Origin of the sequence: Snodgrassella alvi wkB2 (assembly GCF_000600005.1) — a bacterium.
Taxonomy (GTDB): Bacteria; Pseudomonadota; Gammaproteobacteria; order Burkholderiales; family Neisseriaceae; genus Snodgrassella; species Snodgrassella alvi.
In genome coordinates, this window is sequence record NZ_CP007446.1 from 552405 (window position 1) to 572162 (window position 19758).

The 19758-nt window shown below is 43.9% G+C and carries 30 protein-coding genes; 25 read left to right on the top strand and 5 right to left on the bottom strand.

What is annotated here, in order from left to right; translation table 11 throughout:
- Nucleotides 1-2: 2 nt before the first annotated feature.
- Genes SALWKB2_RS02460 through SALWKB2_RS02490 form a run of 7 tightly spaced genes read left to right on the top strand, consistent with a single transcriptional unit; the run spans nt 3 to nt 2801 of the window.
- Nucleotides 3-260 (top strand): hypothetical protein, encoded by a 258-nt coding sequence (locus tag SALWKB2_RS02460; RefSeq protein WP_144353315.1) that lies wholly within the window; start codon nt 3-5, stop codon nt 258-260.
- A complete protein-coding gene (locus SALWKB2_RS02465; protein ID WP_025330109.1) occupies nt 257-772 on the top strand; it encodes a DNA N-6-adenine-methyltransferase in 516 nt (171 codons plus the stop codon). Before SALWKB2_RS02460 ends, SALWKB2_RS02465 begins: the two co-directional genes overlap by 4 nt.
- The gene (locus tag SALWKB2_RS02470) at nt 762-1115 is read left to right on the top strand and encodes a hypothetical protein (protein WP_025330110.1); all 354 of its coding nucleotides are present in this window, start codon (nt 762-764) and stop codon (nt 1113-1115) included. Before SALWKB2_RS02465 ends, SALWKB2_RS02470 begins: the two co-directional genes overlap by 11 nt.
- On the top strand, nt 1045-1392 hold the full coding sequence (locus tag SALWKB2_RS02475; protein ID WP_025330111.1) for a hypothetical protein: 348 nt from the start codon (nt 1045-1047) through the stop codon (nt 1390-1392). Before SALWKB2_RS02470 ends, SALWKB2_RS02475 begins: the two co-directional genes overlap by 71 nt.
- Nucleotides 1393-1394: 2 nt before the next feature.
- Complete coding sequence (locus tag SALWKB2_RS02480) at nt 1395-1994, top strand: DUF1367 family protein (RefSeq protein ID WP_025330112.1); 600 nt, start codon at nt 1395-1397, stop codon at nt 1992-1994.
- 2 nt (nt 1995-1996) lie between these two features.
- Entirely contained in the window at nt 1997-2290 is a 294-nt protein-coding gene (locus SALWKB2_RS02485; protein ID WP_025330113.1) for a DUF1364 domain-containing protein, read from the top strand.
- 10 nt (nt 2291-2300) lie between these two features.
- On the top strand, nt 2301-2801 hold the full coding sequence (locus SALWKB2_RS02490) for a hypothetical protein (RefSeq protein WP_038648687.1): 501 nt from the start codon (nt 2301-2303) through the stop codon (nt 2799-2801).
- 162 nt (nt 2802-2963) lie between these two features.
- Here SALWKB2_RS02490 and SALWKB2_RS02495 read toward each other — a convergent pair whose 3' ends face one another.
- From SALWKB2_RS02495 to SALWKB2_RS02515, 5 genes are all read right to left on the bottom strand, one after another.
- Nucleotides 2964-3446 (bottom strand): type II toxin-antitoxin system HicB family antitoxin, encoded by a 483-nt coding sequence (locus tag SALWKB2_RS02495; protein WP_237749812.1) that lies wholly within the window; start codon nt 3444-3446, stop codon nt 2964-2966.
- Between the two features lie 110 nt (nt 3447-3556).
- Nucleotides 3557-3730: a type II toxin-antitoxin system HicA family toxin gene (locus SALWKB2_RS02500; RefSeq protein ID WP_025330116.1), complete on the bottom strand. Its 174-nt coding sequence runs from the start codon at nt 3728-3730 to the stop codon at nt 3557-3559.
- 276 nt (nt 3731-4006) lie between these two features.
- The gene (locus tag SALWKB2_RS02505) at nt 4007-4255 is read right to left on the bottom strand and encodes a helix-turn-helix domain-containing protein (protein WP_025330117.1); all 249 of its coding nucleotides are present in this window, start codon (nt 4253-4255) and stop codon (nt 4007-4009) included.
- Nucleotides 4252-4677, bottom strand: coding sequence for a type II toxin-antitoxin system HicB family antitoxin (locus tag SALWKB2_RS02510; protein ID WP_025330118.1), 426 nt, complete (start codon nt 4675-4677; stop codon nt 4252-4254). The genes SALWKB2_RS02505 and SALWKB2_RS02510 overlap by 4 nt, the downstream gene beginning before the upstream one ends.
- A gap of 31 nt (nt 4678-4708) precedes the next feature.
- Nucleotides 4709-4891 carry a type II toxin-antitoxin system HicA family toxin gene (locus tag SALWKB2_RS02515; RefSeq protein WP_025330119.1) on the bottom strand — a complete coding sequence of 61 codons (183 nt, stop codon included), beginning with the start codon at nt 4889-4891 and terminating at the stop codon, nt 4709-4711.
- Between the two features lie 185 nt (nt 4892-5076).
- Here SALWKB2_RS02515 and SALWKB2_RS02520 point away from each other — a divergent pair, with 185 nt between their 5' ends.
- The 18 genes from SALWKB2_RS02520 (at nt 5077) to SALWKB2_RS02605 (ending at nt 19719) form a co-directional block, all read left to right on the top strand.
- A complete protein-coding gene (locus tag SALWKB2_RS02520) occupies nt 5077-5625 on the top strand; it encodes a terminase small subunit (RefSeq protein WP_198209771.1) in 549 nt (182 codons plus the stop codon).
- Nucleotides 5618-6961 carry a PBSX family phage terminase large subunit gene (locus SALWKB2_RS02525; protein ID WP_025330121.1) on the top strand — a complete coding sequence of 448 codons (1344 nt, stop codon included), beginning with the start codon at nt 5618-5620 and terminating at the stop codon, nt 6959-6961. The genes SALWKB2_RS02520 and SALWKB2_RS02525 overlap by 8 nt, the downstream gene beginning before the upstream one ends.
- Complete coding sequence (locus SALWKB2_RS02530) at nt 6958-8511, top strand: DUF1073 domain-containing protein (RefSeq protein ID WP_025330122.1); 1554 nt, start codon at nt 6958-6960, stop codon at nt 8509-8511. The genes SALWKB2_RS02525 and SALWKB2_RS02530 overlap by 4 nt, the downstream gene beginning before the upstream one ends.
- Nucleotides 8462-9265 (top strand): phage head morphogenesis protein, encoded by an 804-nt coding sequence (locus tag SALWKB2_RS02535; protein WP_025330123.1) that lies wholly within the window; start codon nt 8462-8464, stop codon nt 9263-9265. Before SALWKB2_RS02530 ends, SALWKB2_RS02535 begins: the two co-directional genes overlap by 50 nt.
- Nucleotides 9262-10380 carry a DUF2213 domain-containing protein gene (locus SALWKB2_RS02540; protein ID WP_025330124.1) on the top strand — a complete coding sequence of 373 codons (1119 nt, stop codon included), beginning with the start codon at nt 9262-9264 and terminating at the stop codon, nt 10378-10380. Before SALWKB2_RS02535 ends, SALWKB2_RS02540 begins: the two co-directional genes overlap by 4 nt.
- An 11-nt stretch (nt 10381-10391) precedes the next feature.
- Nucleotides 10392-10868, top strand: a complete 477-nt coding sequence (locus SALWKB2_RS02545; protein WP_025330125.1) for a structural cement protein Gp24 — start codon at nt 10392-10394, stop codon at nt 10866-10868.
- Nucleotides 10869-10878: 10 nt separating this feature from the next.
- Complete coding sequence (locus tag SALWKB2_RS02550) at nt 10879-11877, top strand: major capsid family protein (protein ID WP_025330126.1); 999 nt, start codon at nt 10879-10881, stop codon at nt 11875-11877.
- 55 nt (nt 11878-11932) lie between these two features.
- Nucleotides 11933-12256 carry a hypothetical protein gene (locus tag SALWKB2_RS02555; protein WP_025330127.1) on the top strand — a complete coding sequence of 108 codons (324 nt, stop codon included), beginning with the start codon at nt 11933-11935 and terminating at the stop codon, nt 12254-12256.
- A 9-nt stretch (nt 12257-12265) separates the two neighbouring features.
- The gene (locus tag SALWKB2_RS02560) at nt 12266-12673 is read left to right on the top strand and encodes a DUF4054 domain-containing protein (RefSeq protein ID WP_025330128.1); all 408 of its coding nucleotides are present in this window, start codon (nt 12266-12268) and stop codon (nt 12671-12673) included.
- A 1-nt stretch (nt 12674) separates the two neighbouring features.
- Entirely contained in the window at nt 12675-13256 is a 582-nt protein-coding gene (locus tag SALWKB2_RS02565; protein WP_025330129.1) for a hypothetical protein, read from the top strand.
- On the top strand, nt 13243-13623 hold the full coding sequence (locus SALWKB2_RS02570) for a hypothetical protein (protein ID WP_232335968.1): 381 nt from the start codon (nt 13243-13245) through the stop codon (nt 13621-13623). Before SALWKB2_RS02565 ends, SALWKB2_RS02570 begins: the two co-directional genes overlap by 14 nt.
- A complete protein-coding gene (locus SALWKB2_RS02575) occupies nt 13611-14099 on the top strand; it encodes a phage neck terminator protein (protein WP_038648690.1) in 489 nt (162 codons plus the stop codon). Before SALWKB2_RS02570 ends, SALWKB2_RS02575 begins: the two co-directional genes overlap by 13 nt.
- Nucleotides 14100-14107: 8 nt before the next feature.
- Nucleotides 14108-15574 (top strand): DUF3383 domain-containing protein, encoded by a 1467-nt coding sequence (locus SALWKB2_RS02580; protein WP_025330132.1) that lies wholly within the window; start codon nt 14108-14110, stop codon nt 15572-15574.
- A gap of 67 nt (nt 15575-15641) precedes the next feature.
- On the top strand, nt 15642-16091 hold the full coding sequence (locus SALWKB2_RS02585) for a phage tail fiber protein (RefSeq protein ID WP_051506380.1): 450 nt from the start codon (nt 15642-15644) through the stop codon (nt 16089-16091).
- Entirely contained in the window at nt 16091-16498 is a 408-nt protein-coding gene (locus SALWKB2_RS02590; protein ID WP_025330134.1) for a hypothetical protein, read from the top strand. The genes SALWKB2_RS02585 and SALWKB2_RS02590 overlap by 1 nt, the downstream gene beginning before the upstream one ends.
- 8 nt (nt 16499-16506) lie before the next feature.
- Entirely contained in the window at nt 16507-16707 is a 201-nt protein-coding gene (locus tag SALWKB2_RS02595; protein ID WP_025330135.1) for a hypothetical protein, read from the top strand.
- Complete coding sequence (locus tag SALWKB2_RS11550; RefSeq protein WP_025330136.1) at nt 16688-19336, top strand: CHAP domain-containing protein; 2649 nt, start codon at nt 16688-16690, stop codon at nt 19334-19336. The genes SALWKB2_RS02595 and SALWKB2_RS11550 overlap by 20 nt, the downstream gene beginning before the upstream one ends.
- A complete protein-coding gene (locus SALWKB2_RS02605) occupies nt 19333-19719 on the top strand; it encodes a hypothetical protein (protein WP_025330137.1) in 387 nt (128 codons plus the stop codon). Before SALWKB2_RS11550 ends, SALWKB2_RS02605 begins: the two co-directional genes overlap by 4 nt.
- Nucleotides 19720-19758 lie beyond the last annotated feature (39 nt).

Genomic DNA, 19758 nt, shown 5'->3' on the forward strand with positions numbered 1-19758 from the left:
TCGTGTCTGAAAATACCTGTATAGCATGCCGATTCTGGACGCTAAGAGAAAAAAATAATAAAGGCGAATATATCCCCCACGAAATGGCGGCACTCGGATATGGCTATTGTGCTCATGATGAAAAATGGCGTTATTTCCCCGGTTGCAGAGAATGTGCAAACAATAAATTTGAGCCTATAGCCGAAGATCTGAGAATAAAGCGCGAAGAGTGGGAAGCCCGAAATAATAAGCCGAGAAAAGACATCGGAGGCGCAGCATGAATAAAGGTTTTACTCATGAAAAAAACGCCAGTAACAATTCAGATGAATGGTACACGCCAGAATGGATGTTCAGAATCCTCAATCTGGATTTTGACTTAGATCCAGCTGCGCCAAAAGGCGGATTACCGTGGATACCGGCACAACAATTTTATTGCAAAGAAGATGACGGTTTATCAAAACCATGGCACGGACTTGTCTGGCTCAATCCGCCGTATGGGAAAGAAACCGGCAAATGGTTGCAGCGCATGCACGAACACCGGCAGGGAATTGCCCTTGTATTTTCCCGTACAGACAGCCGCTGGTTTCATGATTATGCGGTTAAAGCCGATGCAATTCTGTATTTAAAAGGCAGAGTTCGTTTCGTTAATGCTGATGGTGATCCGGGTAAATCAAGCCTGGGTTGTGGTTCAGTATTAATTGGCTGGGGTGAGGTTGCTGTATCAGCATTACAGGCAGCCGCAAATAAGCTGGGACATCTGGAATTGATAGCAAAGGGCAGAAATGACAAATAAGCAGCCGGATGATTATGTTGAATCCCCTTATGAACAATATCACGCATGCAGAGCCTTATGGGGAATGGTCATTATTCAGGCATTGCAGGACGCTACTGAAGCTATAGGCGATTCCAGAGATCTGGACAGGGCAGTCAGGCTGGAAATGGGCTATTTCAGGAGTAGAGGTTTTCAAAAAGTCTGCGACCTCGCAGAAATCGATATAAGCCTGGATGACATTGAAGCAAAGCTGCGTGGCTTAAGAAACTGGAAAAACAAATACTGGAGAAAAGATGTCAAAAAATTTTTACGCACTGGGAAGATTAAAAACCGGACAGAAAAACAAAACAGAACAGGCATATGAGCTGGAAGTATTAAAGCCGGCCATGCAGGACGGATCAGTAAGCTGGTACCGGTTTGAAGGCGTAAAACTCAGGCTGGCAGATAACACCTTTTACACACCGTATTATTGCGTTATGCGCAGTGACGGCACTATGGAAATGCACGAAGTAAAGGGCTTCTGGCAGGATGATGCAAGGGTAAAAATCAAAGTAGCCGCTGATATGTACCCGCTTAAATTTATTGCGGTGAAACGCCAGGCCAAGAAGAACGGCGGAGGCTGGAGCATTGAGGAATTTTAATCATGGAATTAGTAGCAGTTAAGGCAGTTGATAACAGCTTGCGACCAGTTACAGCAATTGATGCCGATAGTCTCAAAAAAGTTAAGGTTGGCCAACCGGTAAAGATACAAGTAACCAGACAAAAGGACCGGAGCCTGCCTCATCACCGTTTATTCTTTGGCGGCTTACTGCCTTTTGCTTTTGATTACTGGCAACCGGCAGGCGGAGTTATCAGTCCTAAAGAACGGGATGTGGTGCTGTGGGTAGCTAAGAGGCTGGATAAGTTCGCTGGTAATAAAGGCATTATTGTTAAAGCCGCAGAGGAAGCACTTAACTTACTGGCTAAAAAGCGCGCCGAAAAACTACCCGTTATAGACAAAGACATTAATTCATTTCGTCGCTGGCTAACTATTGAAGCCGGATATTTTAATATTTGCGTAACACCGGCTGGCGTAGTGAAAGAGCCTAAATCAATCAGTTTTGCCAGGATGGATCAGGACGAGTTTAACGCCTTCTATAAAGCCTGCTTCACTGTTTGCTGGAACATGATTTTATGCAACCGCTTCTCCAGTGAAGATGAGGCACAGCAGGCTATTGATCAGCTTTTATCTTTAGGGAATTAATCATGAGCAAAATCACCCGATCAGCACGAGGACAGCAATGTCAGGTACGCATGCCCGGTATTTGTAACGGCAATCCTGAAACAGTGGTTTTCGCTCACTACAGGCTGGCAGGTAGTTGCGGTACCGGAATTAAACCCAGTGATCTATTAGGCGCATACGCATGCAGTGCCTGCCATGATGAAGCGGACAGAAGAACAACGATACTGGATGCAGAAACCGCGCACCTGTACCACGCAGAGGGCGTACTGAGGACGCAACTGCTACTAAACAGCCAGCATTTGATACAAATAGCTTAGGGGCTGAATAATGTATGAATCAATAGATCACATGCTGTGTGAAGTGTTTTTCATAAAAAACACGCTAATCATGGGCAAAAGTAATTCAGCGCGCATTGAGGAATGGATTAAATCCAGAGGCGTAGACGACAGAAGTAAATCAGGATTAAGCCAGCATGATTATCATGCAAACAGTTCCATGCTATTAACCCGTGTAGAGCGTATTTTAAATGATATTGAATGGACGCTGATTAATGCAGAATACGGCTATAACCTGTCCGGTATTATTGATTTAACAAACTACGTATTAGCCAGAGATTCATATATCCAGCCGTTAGAGTGTGATACCTTGCTGGAATACCTTTTTACCAGGAATAAAACCTATATACAGCTACAGGATAAATTCGACTGGCACAAATGCACTGTTAGACGAAAAATAAAACATGTGAAGAGAATAATTAACAAGTTGCATTATGATTGCATTGCTAAATTAGAAGTTAGCATGCAAGATATAATTGTAAATGTTTTGTAAAAATTTAATTTATGGGTAGAAAAGCGTAGGGTGAAAATTTATAATATATGCTATATTTCGGATAAGACTTAAGAGTATTTTAAGTCTTAATAATATCAAGAATAAAGACTGGCTAAAAACCAGTCTTTCTTTGCTTTTATGCATGATATTACCTGATTAATATTATGCTGAATGATGAATGGGTATTAAACTAATATGTAGTTGTTTACCTAGTTGATTTAATGCAGCGTTAATAGCATCAATTTTAGTTGCATGACGAAGATTAGTAAGCCTTTGAACATCCTGAGGACGTGTAAGTAAACGTCTGGCTAACTCTGCATTGGAAACATTTTGCTTAATCATTTCATTAAGTAAAAGTACTTTTGCAGTAACACTAGGAGGTAAAGAAATCAATTCTTCACCTTTCTGCATTTTCGAAGGTATAGGCACTGGCCGACGGTCTTCAAAATAAAATTCTAAAGCAGTAAGTAACGCATCTGCGGCCATAATACGTGCTTCTTCAAGCGTATCTCCACAGGTTAATGCTTCTGGTAAGTCGCGAAAAGTGACTACATATGAATTTGCTTGTTTTTGTATTAATGCGCTGTAAGACATATCTGTTTTACAGCTTGTATTTTGAGAATACATTTCTGATATTTGAACCATTTCCTTAACTGAATTAAAGCTAATTTTATATTATTTATATTTTAATTAATTTTAATATATTGATAAATTTAAATTTAAGCAGCTCTCACTTAAAATGAGGGCTGCTAATGTTATAATCCCAACTGCTTTTTGATTTTTTCAACCAGCCGCTTTGGAATCTCTTTACTGGGGTGTCTGGGTAAAGTCGATTGCTTACCATTATAGTAAAGTTTTATGTGTTTAGTGCCATCTTTAGTTTTTACTCCTTGAGAAATTAATAAGTTTAAAAATTTTTGTATTTTCATAAAGAATTTTCCTGAAATATAAGATTTTCATCATTTTTTCCTTGAAGTTATTAATGTAGGATAATCAATGCAGTTGTTTTGAACTTTTTTCTAATTAGTTACACCTTTATATCAAGAAGTAACTAATCCGAAATATAAACATTTTTGTTTACATTTACAAGCTTTATGTAAGCAAAAATGTTTATATTTTTAAAAGACACTTACGGTAATAATTGGTAAGTTTGCGAGATTTAATCTAAATGATAAACCAGCCCGAAAAGGCTGGTTTTGTTATGTTCAGCAATCCAGTTGTTCAGGATTAATCCCTAGTGCAGTAGCCAGCTTATTTCTTGTGGTTTTGCGTGGGTTGTTTGATGTTTCTAGCTGGGAGTAAGCAGCCTGAGATATTCCTAACTTTCTGGCGCATTCTTCCTGAGTAAGCTGTAAGTATTCACGCCATGCACGGGCTGGTGTAAAGCCATTATCAAAAATAAGGCTTACTACCTCACTGGGGATAGTATTTTGAAGATTTATGCCGGATATCATTTAGCTATGCCGGCGTTTTGATTGGCACTATTAATTCTCTCAAGTGCGGCTTTAGCAAGAAAGTTAGAACGGGTATCGTGGGTTAGTGATACGTAGGTATCAACCTTGTTCAAAAGGTATTTAGGCCAGCTAACATTAAATCGTTCTGGTTTAAGGGTTAGGTGATCAATATTCACCTCGATACCAAACCATTGTGCTCCTGCATACTCAGGGGTATCAATGAGAGTGGCAAGGTCGGGCTGATTTGTTTCAGGTTCTATGCCATCTTCAAGTAAACCCTCGATATGAAATAAGATGGCTTGTTTAGATTCTTCAATAGCCTTTTCTAAAGTATCACCATATGAAAAGCAGCCGGGTAAAGAGGGCACTGTTACACCGTAACCGGTGTTTTCATCTTTGTGTATAGCAATGTAGAGAAACATATGCACCTTTCTGAGTTAATAGCAGTCGGTGTTATTTAAGACCGGCTTGTTTAAATATATTTTTTACTGTCCCGAGTGGTAAATCCTTTTTAGGGTGAGGGACGGTAACACGACCTGATTTTTCCGGATGTTTGAATTGATGATGGCTGCCTCTAACGGCTACCTCATACCACCCATCATCAAGCAGCCTTTTAATAACCTTTGAGCTATGCATAATCTCCTCTCTAATCTGTGTGTATTATTACACACTAAGAAGAAAAGATAAAGAAAATGTGTATTTGTGTGTATAAAGCATTAATAATGGAATTGTTATGCTAGATTTTTATGATGCTAATTAATGAGATATCAGAATGCTATAAGCCCACGTTTTGCGCGTGGGCTTTTTTATTGGAGATTGCCATGGTGGATACCAACAACTCCGCCATGAGCGGATTAACAGAAAAACAGCAGCGTTTTGTTGAAGAGTACCTAATAGATTTCAATGCCACACAGGCTGCAATCAGGGCAGGATACAGTGCCAGAACGGCTAGTGCGGTAGGGCATGAAAACCTCAGAAAACCTGACATTGTAAAGGCACTGAACGAAGCAAAACAAAAACGCTGTATGCGTACACAGATTAATGCTGATTATGTTCTGCAGCGTCTGGTTGAGATTGATCAGATGGATGTAGCGGACATTCTCAATGCTGATGGCTCAGTATTACCGGTTAAAGAATGGCCGGAAGTATGGAGAAAGACATTAAGCGGCTTTGATGTACTTACCATGATGGATAAAGAAGATGGTCAGAGTATTCTCAAAAAGATTAAATGGCCGGACAAGGTGAAGAATCTTGAATTACTGGGCAAGCATGTAACTGTACAGGCGTTTAATGAAAAGACTTCTGTATCAGGTGAGTTAAAAATAGAAACGCGCCCGATTAGTGCGATATTTGAGCAGGCAGATGATTAGTAAACACTTTGCCAAATTTGCCAGACCAGCACGTTACAAGGTTGCTTATGGTGGTCGCGGATCGGGTAAGTCGTGGATGTTTGCTGAACTGGCAATTGAAATAGCCAGACGTACAAAGACAACTATCCCGTGTGTACGTGAATTGCAGCTATCAATTGCTGATTCAGTACACAAGCTACTCTCAAACACGATTTCCCGCCTTGGCTATGATGATGAATTTGAAGTACAGAAATCAACCATTATCCATAGAGGGACAGGCACAAACTTTATCTTTTTCGGGATTAAGAATGATCCGGGGAAGATTAAATCACTTGAGGGTGCCGGCGTATGCTGGATAGAAGAGGCGGAGAGTATCACTCAGGAGATGTGGGATACCCTGATTCCTACAATCCGCACACCGGGCAGTGAGATATGGGTTTCTTACAATCCTAAGAACATGCTGGACGATACACACCAGCGATTTGTAATCCGTCCCCCGGATAACGCAATTGTTATTAAAGCCAACTATTACGATAACCCGAACTTCCCCGAAGTGCTGCGAATAGAAATGGAAGCATGTAAGGAGCGGGATTATGAGCTGTACCGGCATATCTGGTTGGGTGAGCCGGTGGCAGACAGTGAGCTGGCTATTATTAAACCGGCATGGATTGAGGCGGCAACAAATGCGCATACCCGTCTGGATTTAACCGCAGCAGGTAAACGCATTTTAGGATTTGATGTGGCAGACGAGGGCGAAGATGCTAACGCAACAGTCGGGCGGCATGGCTCGATTGTGTTCTGTATGGATGAATGGCGCGGGCAGGATGTCATCTATTCCGCTGATAAAGTCTATCAGGACGCACTGGAGGCTGATATTGATAAGGTTATATATGACAGTATTGGTGTAGGTGCCGGCGTCAAGGCTCAGTTTGCGCGTAAAAAAGGCCGCATTCAGACCGTAGGATTTAATGCCGGCGGCAAGGTTTATAAGCCTGAATCGCCGTATATGCCGGCTAAAAAGAACAAAGATATGTTTGCCAATATCAAAGCACAGGCATGGTGGCATGTGCGCGACCGGTTTTACAAGACGTGGCGTGCAGTTGAGAAAGGCGATAACTACCCTGCGGATGAGCTGATCAGTCTGGATGGAAGTATCAGGGATATTGAATATCTCAAGGCTGAATTAAGCCGGCCGCAGGTAGCGTATGACGATAACGGGCGGGTACGGGTGGAAAGTAAAAAGGATATGAAAAAACGCGGCATTCCGTCACCTAACCGTGCTGATGCCTTAATCATGGCTTTTGTTCCGGTATCTGCTGGTTTAAATATCAATCCTAATGTTCTGAGTGGTTTATGATGAAATTCTGGAAACGCAACAAACTGAGAGAGCGTGAGCTGGCTGCGCAGGAAGAGGCTAACCGGCTTAAAAAGCTTGAGCTGGAAGCCAGGCATAAGCAAAGTATGGCCAATGAGCGGGCAATTGCCTTTATGCAAGAAATGCAATCAGCGAATACTCCACCACAAGGCTACCAAATGCCTGATATTCCTGCCGGTGTGGTACCGAAGGGCAGAAAGCCGGCTATTGCTCAGGACAGCCTCACATCTTCATATGCTTTTGATATTAACGCGCCTCACTTTTACCCATGCTTTATCGGGTATCAGGCACTGGCCAGCATGTCACAGTCTACGGATTACCGCTGCGTTTATGAAGCCACAGCGCAGGAAATGACCCGCACATGGGGCGAAGTCAAAGTTGCCAATGACAGCAATGATAAAGACTGCCGCGACAAAATCAAAAGCATTGAAGCGCGTATGGATGCGCTGAATATTCGTGAGCTGATGCGCCACCATATTGAAAATGAAATGATTTTCGGGCGTTCGCAAATATTCATTAATATCAAAGGGCATGAAAACCAAAAAGACATACCGCTGCTGATTGATAAGGCGGTACTGGGTAAAGGCTGCCTTAAAGGGCTTAAACTGATTGAGCCGATCTGGACTACACCAAGTTTTTACAACGCCAGTGATGCAACTGCTGCGGATTTCTTTAAGCCGTCAAAATGGTTTGTTATGGGCGAAGAGGTGCATGCAGACCGTTTGCTAACACTGGTTATGCGTCCGGTGACGGATATGCTTAAGCCTGCATATAACTTCAGTGGTATATCCATGCTGCAGCTTATGCAGCCGTATGTGGAAAGGTGGCAGCGCACAGTCGACAGCGTGTCTGAGCTGATTCATTCGTTTTCACTCACCGGCATTAAAACCGATATGAGCAACATTCTGGCCGGCGGTGATGATGGGGTTACTCAGTTACTGCGACGCTCCAAACTGTTTTCGCAGTTACGCGGCAATCAGAATCTGATGCTGCTGGATAACGATAATGAAGAGTTTTTCCAATTCAATACACCGCTATCCACACTGGACAACCTGCTGCAGAAATCACAGGAACAAATGGCCGCACCAAGCCGTACGCCACTGGTTAAATTACTCGGGATTACACCAAGCGGATTAAATGCCAGCAGTGACGGGGAGATTCAGGTTTATCACGAGTACATCTCCGGCATGCAGGAAGCGCATTTGCTGCCACAGCTTACTGCCATTATCAAACTGATTCAGCTTGATCTGTTCGGGGAAATAGACCCGCAGATTGTGTTTGTGTTTAAACCGCTGGAGCAGTTGAATAAAGAGCAGGAAGCCAACACCGATAAAGTTAAGGCGGAAAGAGACAATGCACTGATTAGCGCCGGTGTGCTTTCTCAGGAAGAAGTACGCGCGCGTCTGGCTAAAGATGAAAGCGGCGATTACTCAGGCATTGATGTGGAAGACGTACCGGAACAGCCGCAGTGGGATTTTAATCATGGCAATAATCAGGAAGAAGCCTACAACACTGCCGGCACTATGGCCTAATGCCGGTATAGAAAACAGCTACCGCAAAGCACTTATTAAACTGCTTAATCAGATTTCCGATGAAGTGAATCAGGTGCTGGTGACAGAATTTCGTAAACGTGCCGCTCAGGAAAAAGCTCAGATGGCTATGGACGGCATAGTCGACTGGGTTGCCCACGTGGTTGATTATCTGGCGTCTAAATGGTCAGACAATCTGGACAGGCTGGCGCCGGAAATTGCTGAGGCATTCGTCAGTAAAACCGTAACTAACTACGAAAGCCTGTTAAAAACACACATGCGTAAAGCCGGTTTTACTGTCCGGTTTCAGATAACACCATATCAGCGTGAAGCATTACAGGCGACAATTGAAACTAATGTCGGGGAGATTAAATCCATTGCTTCACAGTATCTGGAGCGGGTACAGAAGCAGGTATGGCAGTGTGTTACCAGCGGTTATGACCTTTCAGGACTGGCGACAGAACTTGAAAAAAATTACGACATCAGTAAACGCCGTGCTGAACTTATCGCAAGAGATCAGGGAGCAAAGGCGCATGCGGTCATTGAATGCGCCAAGCGGCAGGAGCTGGGTATCACCAAGGCAATCTGGTTGCATTCACACCGCAGCAAAAAGCCACGGCAATCACATTTACAGGCAAACGGTAAAGTATTTGATGTGAGCAAAGGAATGTATCTGGACGGCGAATGGGTACAGCCGGGCATGCTGATTAATTGCCGCTGCGGCAGTAAAAGCATTATAGACGGGATAGGACAATGACCGAAAAAACTCTGGCCATGGATAAATCCATGCGTTCTTATGATGGTAACGGACATTTACTGGTTGAACGAACAATTATCAGTAAGGCTGCCGTTAATCCGTATTTCGGGCGGGAAATACCGGATTACGAAAGGCTGCAACTGCAACCGGACAAAATCTATTACCTGCTACGCGACAAGGGAGAGCTTGAAAAAGCTCTCCTTTCTTTTAACGGGGTGCAATTGCTGCTCAGGCATACGCCGGTCAGCGCAGAAGAGCCGCATAACGATATTACGGTAGGAACAGTAATTAACCCGCAGCTAGAGGGTAACGATGTTTATGCCAGCTTGCGTATTTTTGACAAAGAAGCCATTGCATTGATTGAAAACGAAAAGCTGAACGAACTGTCTGCCGGATATGCCTACACCGCAGATATGACTTCGGGCGAATTTGAGGGACAGAAATATGACGGAATTATGAGGAATATCCACGGCAATCATGTGGCTATGGTTGAACGCGGACGGATAGGAAGAGATGCAGTTATTGCAGATGGTTTACCAATCGGACTTATGGAGAATTCAATGAAGCTGAAACAAGGTGCAATTGAGGCTGTAGCAGAAGTGCTAAAGCCTCTTATGGGCATGGATGGCGATATTACGCCGGATGTTGTCGAGGGAGTGATTAAAACGGTTGCAGACAATATGCTGGTACCCGCTGCCGGTGACGCAGAAGAGTCGGCAAAAGAAGCGGAAGACGAAGATAAAACAGAAAAAACCGTCGAAGATGAGGAATCTGATAACAAGGAACAAAAGGCAGAAGACGAAGAGCCGGACGATACAGAAAAATCCAAGCCGGCTATGGATGCCGATTCAATCCGTGCGGCAGCGGTAAAGGATGTTACTGAGCTTTTTGAAGCACGCGAACAGGTTAAGCCGCTGGTTGGTGTCGTGGCTATGGATAGTGCTGAGGCGGTTTATAAATATGCCTTACAGCAAAAAGGCATAAATACCAATGTGCACCCTAGCGCATACAAGGCAATGGTTGAAATGCTGATTACAACGGCACCTAAAACTGGCGTGGCGATGGATAGCGCCGTTTTTACCGGTACTGATAAGTACACAGACCGATTCAAATAAAGGATAAACACATGAGTTTTCAGAAGAATTTAAATAATGATTTACCGGTGGGTGTCGAGGGTGATTTTGCTTCGACTAATCCCTATCACACTATGCTAGTCGGAGAGGGCGAAGCCAAAGCTGGCGAAAACGGCGTAACTGTCGGCCGGTTTGCGTGGTTTGATCCAGAAACTGGGACAGCCAGTAATGTTAAATGCGCAAATGGCCTGATTGGTTTTATCCGGCGCGATAACACAGCTATGATTATCCAGTTTAATCAGGAAGCAAATATGCTGATACCGAAAGGATTCGGCGTAACGCTTTACGATGGCGGGGATTTCTGGGCGCGCTTTGCTGCCGGTGCGCAGATCGGACAAAAAGTATTTGCTAGCATTGCGGACGGCAGTGTTATTGCAGCAACAGAAGCACCCGCTGATACAGAAGATACCGGCTTTATCGTCGCGTCGAAAGCTGAGGCTGGTGCGCTGGCAAAAATTACTAAATATTAAGGATGAAAATATGCCAAGATTAAATTTTTCTGCACTGAGAGAACGGGCAGGTATTGTATATGCTGCCGGACAAGCACCGGTAGAACTTGATGAACGCAGCAGCATGCGGATTGCACAGGATTCTGAACTGCAAACAATGCCTAATGCTGGGATTCCCTCACTTTTTACTACATATGTAGATCCACGGGTTATTGAGGTTCTGGTTACGCCGATGAACGCAGCCAAGGCGTTTAATGAGCGTAAGCTGGGCACATGGACAGATGAGACGGTTTCTGTACCGGTTGTTGAAAATGTCGGCAGTGTAACTACATACGGAGACTTTAACGATAATGCATTAAGTGATGCCAACGTAAACTACCCATACCGGCAGACCTACCATTATCAGACCATTATCCGTATAGGTGAGCGAGAGATGGAAAAAGCAGGCCGTGCACGGCTGGACTGGGCGACACAGAAGCAGACATCTGCAGCATTGGCACTGAATAAGTTCCAGAACAAAAGTTATTTATTCGGTATTGAAGGGTTAGAGATTTTCGGCATGCTCAATGATCCGTCCCTTTTGCCGTCTATAGCCGGTAAACCTTGGGCAAAAATGGATGTTCAGGGTATTTATGATTCAATTCAGCGTCTGTATACGCAACTGGTAAGTCAGACAGGCGGCTTAATTGATGTGGATGCCAGTATGACCATGCTGTTATCTCCAACCATGAATGCAGCAATAACAGCTACTAATATGTATGGCTTAAATGTTAGTGACATGATTAAGAAAAATTTCCCGAATCTGAAAATCGTCACTATTCCTGAATACAAGACAAAAGCCGGCGAAATGGTACAGTTGGTTGTTGATGAATATGAGGCAATACCAACAGTGGAGCTGGGATTTACCGAAAAAATGCGTGTACATGCACTAATCCAGAAACAGTCTGGTTATGAGCAGAAACGGACACAGGGAACTGTGGGTGCCCTGATTTACCGCCCGATGTTTATTGCCAGCATGCTGGCTTCCTGATGTGTTTATTTAAGACAACCGCCCTGATGGGCGGTTTTTTATTTCCGGAGTTTATATGGCAAAAGATACTGTAGTAGTAGGGTGCAAACTACCTAACGGGCTGTTATTACAGGTGGGTGAACAGGTACAAAGAATAAACGGATGTAATTCCTCGAAAATTATTTGTGGTTACGGACTTACCTATAATGTTCCCGCCGCTTTCTGGGCAAAATGGCTGGAAGAAAACAAGGATCGTGATCTGGTTAAAAACGGGCTGATTTTTGCTAATGCCAATGTGTCGTCCGCGAAAGACGAAGCCGCTGAAAAAAAAGATAACCAGTCAAACATGGAGCCGGTAGATCCGTCAAAAGAAACCAGCGTTCAACCGGCAGAAAAATAAGGAGCAGCCATGAGCGGCGTAGTCAGGTTTGATGCTTCCAGATTCAGGAAACTGTACCCGAAAATCATTGTAACTGATGATCAGCTTAGCATGTTTTTTGTTGAGGCCTGCATGCAGTGCAATAACACCGATAAAAGCATTATTAAAAATCTTGATGAGCGTGAATTGATGCTGTTTCTGCTGGTGGCGCATATTGCTACCTTACAGCAGCGTATAGACAGCGGTAACGAGGCAGTCGGTCGTGTTGCCAGTGCTTCTGAGGGTAGTGTGTCTGTATCACTGGATAACGGACAGACTACCCATTCAGAAAAATGGTACCAGCAGACACCATACGGAGCGCGTTACTGGGCATTGATCAAACAATACCGCTCATTCTTTTATGTGCTCGGCAAGTTTCCTATGCCGGTTAGGCGTTAGTATGAAAAAAATCGGTGATTTATCGGATGCATTGAAAAAATATGCAGCCGGCAAAAACAAAAAGGTGCGGGCAGGTATTTTTGAAAAAGCTACCTATGCACAAGCCGATGGCGAGCCGTTGCCTGTTGCACAGGTGGCGTTCTGGAATGAATACGGCGCACAGATTCAGGTTCCGGAACATCAGATAACCGTTTACCGGCTGGTTAGTGAAAAAACCGGAGATTTCCGGCTTAACGGCCGTTTTGTCAAACAGTCTAAAGCCAATTTAGCCACTACTCATACCGTACCGGCGCACACAATCAACATTCCGGCGCGCTCATTCTTTCGTAAAACAGTACGGGTGAATAAGGGCAAATGGATTAGGGCTTTACCGGGTCTGGTTAACCAGCATGGCGCGGTTAAAGGACTGGAACTGGTTGGCAAGGCAATGAAAGGCGATCTGGTTGAATCAATCATGACATGGACAGACCCGCCTAACTCAAAAGCGACTATCGCCAGAAAAGGCAAAGACGCTCCATTGCGTGACACTATGCAGATGTCCAGATCGATCGGTGTAGAGGTATCAGATAATGATGAATCTTAGAGGAATGGCTAACAGCATTATTGCTGGGGTTAATCCCAATCAGGAGGCAGTATTAAAAATCAATTCCGGCTCAGCAGTAGATGAATCCGGTGCCGTTGTGCCATGCTTTGAGGAAAAGCCTATAACTATTCAGTTACAAAGCATCTCCTCTGCCGACCTTGAGCACCTTAACCTGATTAACCAGCAAGGGCAGTTTATCTACGCCTATCTAACCGGTCAGATAGCTGCAATCCGTCGCTCACAGGGCAAAGGTGCGGAACGGGTAATTTTTACCGCATACGGCGAAAATGAAACATCAGAATGGATGGTTAAACAGGTGCTGGAATCCTTTCCGGCTTGGTGCAAGGTGCTGCTATGGCGACAGTAACGCATAAACAGATTTACACAGAAGTCCGCGCATATCTGCTCGGGCTTTTTTTATGCCCGCCTGAATCAGTCATACAGGGTTACCAGAATGATGCACCTTTACCTGATCAGGCGATTGTTATGTCAATTCTGTTTGAGCAGGCACTGGATGTTTCCGCGCATTATTACGAGCCGGCAGACAATCAGACCTTTGTACAGCAGTCAGTTGAGATAACCATGCAGATTGATTTTTACGGGGCTGATTCAGGCGATAAAGCGCGCAAGCTGTGCAATCTCTGGAAAAGCCACTACACCACGGCGCGGCTTATATCCTGCCAGCCGCTTTACTGCAAAGACCCTGTACAGATGGCGTTTATCAATGAGCAGTCACGCTATGAGCAACGCTGGATGGTTGAACTGCTTTTGCAATACAACCCTGAATTTTCGCATGAACAGACTTATCTGGACATGCCGGTTATAACTTTGAAAAACCCATAGGAAATATTATGTTACCTTCAATTCCTGCAAGTAATATTGTTACCGTCAATCCGGCGGTAATCGGTACAGGCGGTGATGCGCTGGACTTAAATACCGTCGTACTGTCAGACAGCAGTGTGTATCCGATAAATCAGTATGCCAGTGCCGCCGATGTGGGTGCTGTATACGGTTATAACAGTAAAGAGTATCAGTTTGCTCAGTGTTATTTTGATGGTTATGTCGGTTCAACCATCAAGCCCGCAACCCTGTTTATCGCCCGATACAATCAGACAGATATTAATGCACGGCTGATTGGTGCCAGTGTTAAATCATTGCAGTTGAATGAACTGCAAGCCATCAAAGGGGAAATAACCCTAACCATAGACGGCACGGTAACCACTGCAACAATCGATTTAAGCAAAGCCAAAAGCTTTAGTGATGCTGCGATAAAAATCAAAGAGGCTTTAACTAACGATGTTGTCTTTGATACGCAGTTACAGGCATTTATTATCAGCTCGCCATCTGCCGGTGCAGGTTCGGCTATTTCCTTTGCTGGCGGAACAGCAGCAGAAGCCCTCTGCTTAACTGAAAATACCGGAGCGATTGCCGATAATGCCACTAAGGCAGACAGTCCGGATTCTGTAATGGAGCGTGTATCAGGCTATACCCTGAATTATGCTGTTATTACTACTATCGGCGATGCATTTACTCAGGATGTTCTGAAAGCACTGGCTAAGTGGAACAGTAAACAGAACAGCCGTTACTGGTTTGTTTATTATGCGCAGGAGCCAACCGCCCTGATTGCCAACAATACCAACTGCTTTGCCTCATGGCTGAAAGAAAATGCCATATCCGGAACAACAGCGATTTACGGCACACTCGAACAGGCTGGACTGGCTTGCGGTTATGCTGCCTCCATCAACTTTAGTGAAAGAAATGGTCGCTCGACTATGGAATTCAAGCGGCAAAGCGGTATTGCTGCCTCTGTCACCGCCCTTAAAGATGCCACGGCACTGGAAAGCAACGGCTACGCCTATTATGGCGCGTGGGCAACAGCTAATGAGCGGTTTATCTTTTTCAGAAATACCAGAGTAAGCGGTGATTTTGTCTGGGTGGATACTTACCTGAATCAGGTGTATTTCAACGCTCAACTGCAACTGGCGTTTATGAATATGCTTATCAGCTATAAAGCTATCCCGTATAACGAGGAAGGCATTGCTATTCACCGCGCAGCCGCACAAGACCCGATTAATGAAATGCTGAATTTTGGTGGCATTCAGCGCGGGGTAAACCTGTCTGAAGCGCAGAAAACCCAGATTAATTATGAGGCCGGTTTTGACGCGGCGCGACAGATTGAAACAGCCGGTTACTGCCTGCTGATAAATAAAGCTTCAGCACAGGTACGCGGTCAGCGCGAATCATTGCCGTTAAAGCTCTGGTATGCAGACGGCGGCAGTGTTCATACTGTGAATCTGGCTTCTATCGCTGTGCAATAACTTAACCTGATCTATATCGAGATTCCGCGCTGTTTGCGCGGATTTAATTTTATAAAAGGATTAAATCATGCCAATGGGACATAACCCGCTAACGATTACATCAGCCAATTCCGTACTTATGTTGCGCTGCACAGGTGTATACGACAATTATATTAGGATAAAAGGCTTTCAGGCGGATAACGCCTGGGGCTTTGGTGATGCCAATATCTCAGAAACCCGCATGGGTGTAGATGGTAAACAGTCAATGGGCTATACGCCGCACGAAGTGGAATGGATGCTGCATTTAGAAGCAAACAGCGAGTCAATCGAGCACATGGAGAATATCCGCAAAGACTTTAATGCCAATATGGAAACACGCCCGATTGATATTGTGGTTGAAATTCCGTCTATACAAAAACGCTATAGTGCCAAGGGTGCATTAGTTAAATTAACCGGCGGGGCTTCCGGTCAGAAATTACTGGCAGGCAGCCAGTACACATTCAGATTAGTTCTGAATGGCGCAGAGGAGACTAACTGATGGCACGTAAAACAAAAACAATTCAAATAGATACCGGTCGCGATAAAGGTAAAACTTTTCTGATCACCGAAATGCCGATTATACAGGCAGATAAATGGGCACAACGTGCCCTGTTTGCCCTTGCCGGAAGCGGCATTGATACAGCGGGTATCAATCCGAACGGCGGCATGCTGGAAATGGCAAAACTCGCCATTAGTGTTATCAGCAAGATAGACCCGCAGATAGGCGGTGAATTGCTGGATGAACTGCTTACCTGCGTGCAGATAATACCCTCTGGCGGACGGGCGCGTATTCTGGACATAGAAAGTGACATTGAGGATTTAAAAACACTGTTTGAGTTACGCAAAGAGGCTTTACTGGTGCACATCGATTTTTTAACGGACGGCAATTCCCCAGATACGAACTAACGGCGGGATTGCCTTTCCGTGAAGGCGTACTTGCACAAACAGTGAATGTCTCTTCTTTAGCCAGTCAGGTTATTACAGCCGGACTGGCTTCTTACGTTGAGCTTGATAGTGTGCTGGGGCTTGAGGATGTGCTGAATATTCTTGAGGTTTATCAGGTTTCTGAACATAACAAAATGCTGGTGAATAAGTATGACAACGAATATAGTTGAACAAATGCTTGTCGAGCTAATGCTCGATACATCTAAATACACTGCGCAGGCAGATAAGGCGGAAAAGAAAAATCAGGCACTCGAAAAGTCTCTGGATAAGACCGAAAAAGCCTCAAAGCAGGCAGGAAAGGCTAACGAGGAACTAGCGAAGAAATATCATTCCTCTATCGAACAGACAGCAAAATTCGGTCAGGCCATTGCAAAAGTAACTAAGGAGCTAACCGGATTTTTTGCTGTAATCATTGGCTCTACAGGGCTGTTTAAACTGGCTAATGATGCTGCGCATGCCAATATGGAAGTGTCAAAGCTTTTCGGTCAGTTAGGCATGGCTACTGCGAGTATTACAGACTGGCAGAATGCGGCAGGTGCTTTCGGTGGCAGTGCGCAGGGTATGACAGCCTCTTTAACCGGCATTAAACAGGCTATGAACGGGCTGGTAATGTTTGGTGACGCTAGCATGCTGCCTTATTTCAATGCTTTGGGCGTCAGTGTTGTTGATGATGCCGGTAAGGTTCGCAAACTGGATGATGTAATGCTTGATCTGGCTGATTCATTCCAGAAAATGCCAAAGGAACAGGCTTATACAATCGGTAAAAAAATGGGCTTTGATGACGGCACAATCAACGCCTTAATTTCTGGTCGCAAAGAGTTACAGGAAATTCTGGATATTCAGAAAAGAATGTATCACTCAGACGGGGAAGCCATTGCCCGCAGTCGCGAATTAACCAAACAGCAAGCGATATTGAGCGCACACTGGCAAAGCATGAAGCAGTTGGTGGGTGATGCATTAACGCCAATACTGCTTACTCTGATTAAGGTAGTAAACAGCTTCTTTGAGTTTCTACAACGGCATGAAAAAGTTATTAAGGCAGTATTCCAGGCCGCGGCCATCGTAATCGGTATGCTGCTGATTCCTACCTTACTAAGTGCCGGACGTGCACTACTGGCGTTTATTGCTCCGTTTACGCCGTTAATCCGCCTTATGGGCGCCCTTGGAATCGCGATTAATCCGGTAATTGCTGCGGTAACCGCTCTGGCGGGTGCTTTTGTACTCCTGTACGACGATTACGACACTTGGGCTAAGGGCGGTAAATCTCTGTTTGACTGGAGTTCATTCAGTGCCGGTATTAAAGACAGCAAAATGTCCGTTGATACTCTGTGTACTGCATTTGGCAATCTGGTTGATGCCGTAAAAAATAACACCATTCCTACCCTGAAAGGTTATGCTGAAATTCTGGGTAAACTGGTGCGCGGCGATTTTACCGGTGCGGCTAAGCAAGCCAAACAGATGATTGACAATTATTCTGATATTGCAACAGGCATAATTGCTGATGCAATGGGTGAAAAGAAAGAAGATGTAGCGGGCTTCATCGGTGAAAGTATGTACCGGCTGTTTCATGGCGGTAAGGATTACTTTGAGCAGAACGGGATTCAGAAACCTGTAGAGGCTAATGCGCCTGCCAAAGCAAAAAAGACAGCAGAAACAGCGCAGGCAGCAGCGGATTACGCCACCAGCCATGCTTTAAAGGCTAGCGCGGAAAAGTGTGCTGAATATGTTAATAATGCATTAAGAGCGCAAGGTATTAAAATCTGGGGACATGGACGAGATGTAGCAGACAATTTACTTAAAACAGGGAAATTTCAAAGTATTGCCTACAATGAAAATTACACTCCTCAGAAAGGGGATGTTATGTCTATGCCGTCCTCAAGTAAATCGAAACATAACTATGGTCATGCTGCTATCTTTAACGGTAAATATTGGGTTTCAGATTTTATTCAGACTAATAAAAGAGGGAATACTGCCGCTCCTTCAGATGCTTATTTTAACGATATCAGGTCGGGAAAGATTACGCCGGTTATTGCACGTATGAAATCATCAGAAACGCCAAACCAGAAGAAAACGGCAACCAGTGTATCTGTAAAAGGAAATATGAATTATGCTCAGCAAATTTATGCATCTCTTCGTGAACATGGTTTATCCGCACAGCAAGCGAGAATAATGACTGCTGAGATTGGTCGGGAAAATTCATTTAATCCGGATTTTCTTTTTGGTTCGCATACAGACCCGAAAAATGGCGCAACAAATGTTGGACTGATTTCTTGGCAGGGAATTCGGGCTAAAAAGCTAATTGCGGAATTAACAGCAAAGGGTTTATATAAAAACGGAAAAATAACCAGATCAAAAGCTTCGCTTGATGAAATGGTTAAATATATGCTGTCTGAAATATCCAACAATCCCGCGTACTCCAAGACCAAAAAAGAATTTTTGGATAATCCGAATGTCGCATACGATAAAGGACACAAAATATTAGGTGATAATTATATTATCTGGCGGCAGGATGACCCAAAATACAAGAGCGGGCATGACAGACGGGATGCTTTTTTTAAACAGACCGCTAATATGGAAATGGCGTATAACGCAAATCGAATATCAAAAGGAGTAAGCCAAAGCAATCAGTTAGCTGGAGGTAATACAACAACACATACAGACAATAGGAAATATGTTAATGTTAATATACCAAATATGAATGTTAAAACTTCATCAAATACTGTTAGTGGAAATACCGTGGCAGCGATGAAAGAAACACATAACTATTTATTTAACCAGCTAGGGGTATCGATGACATGAAGAAATTTGTTTTATCTGGTATAGCATGTTTAATTACTGCAACGCCTTTAGCAGCAAAGGAGTTTGATTGGGAACAAATTGCCCATACTCCTGATGGCTTGATTTTGTATGCAGATAATAATTTTTATGACGGGCAAGATTTTGCATGGATTATAGTAAAGGAGCCTAAACCTTTTAAAACACCAGAAGGAAATTCTGCTGATTCTACAATGCTGAAAATTCACATAAATTGTGAAAAAAATTTAATGAAGATGGCTGATACTGCTTATTTAAAAAATAACAAAGTTATCGAAACAGATAATGAGACAAAAGAAAACGCGTATAAGAAAATTAAGGCAGATACAATGTTTTCACTAGTTGCTAATTGGTTTTGTTCATCTTGATTTTTTTGTAGTAACTTAGGTAAAAACTTTGATACTGCA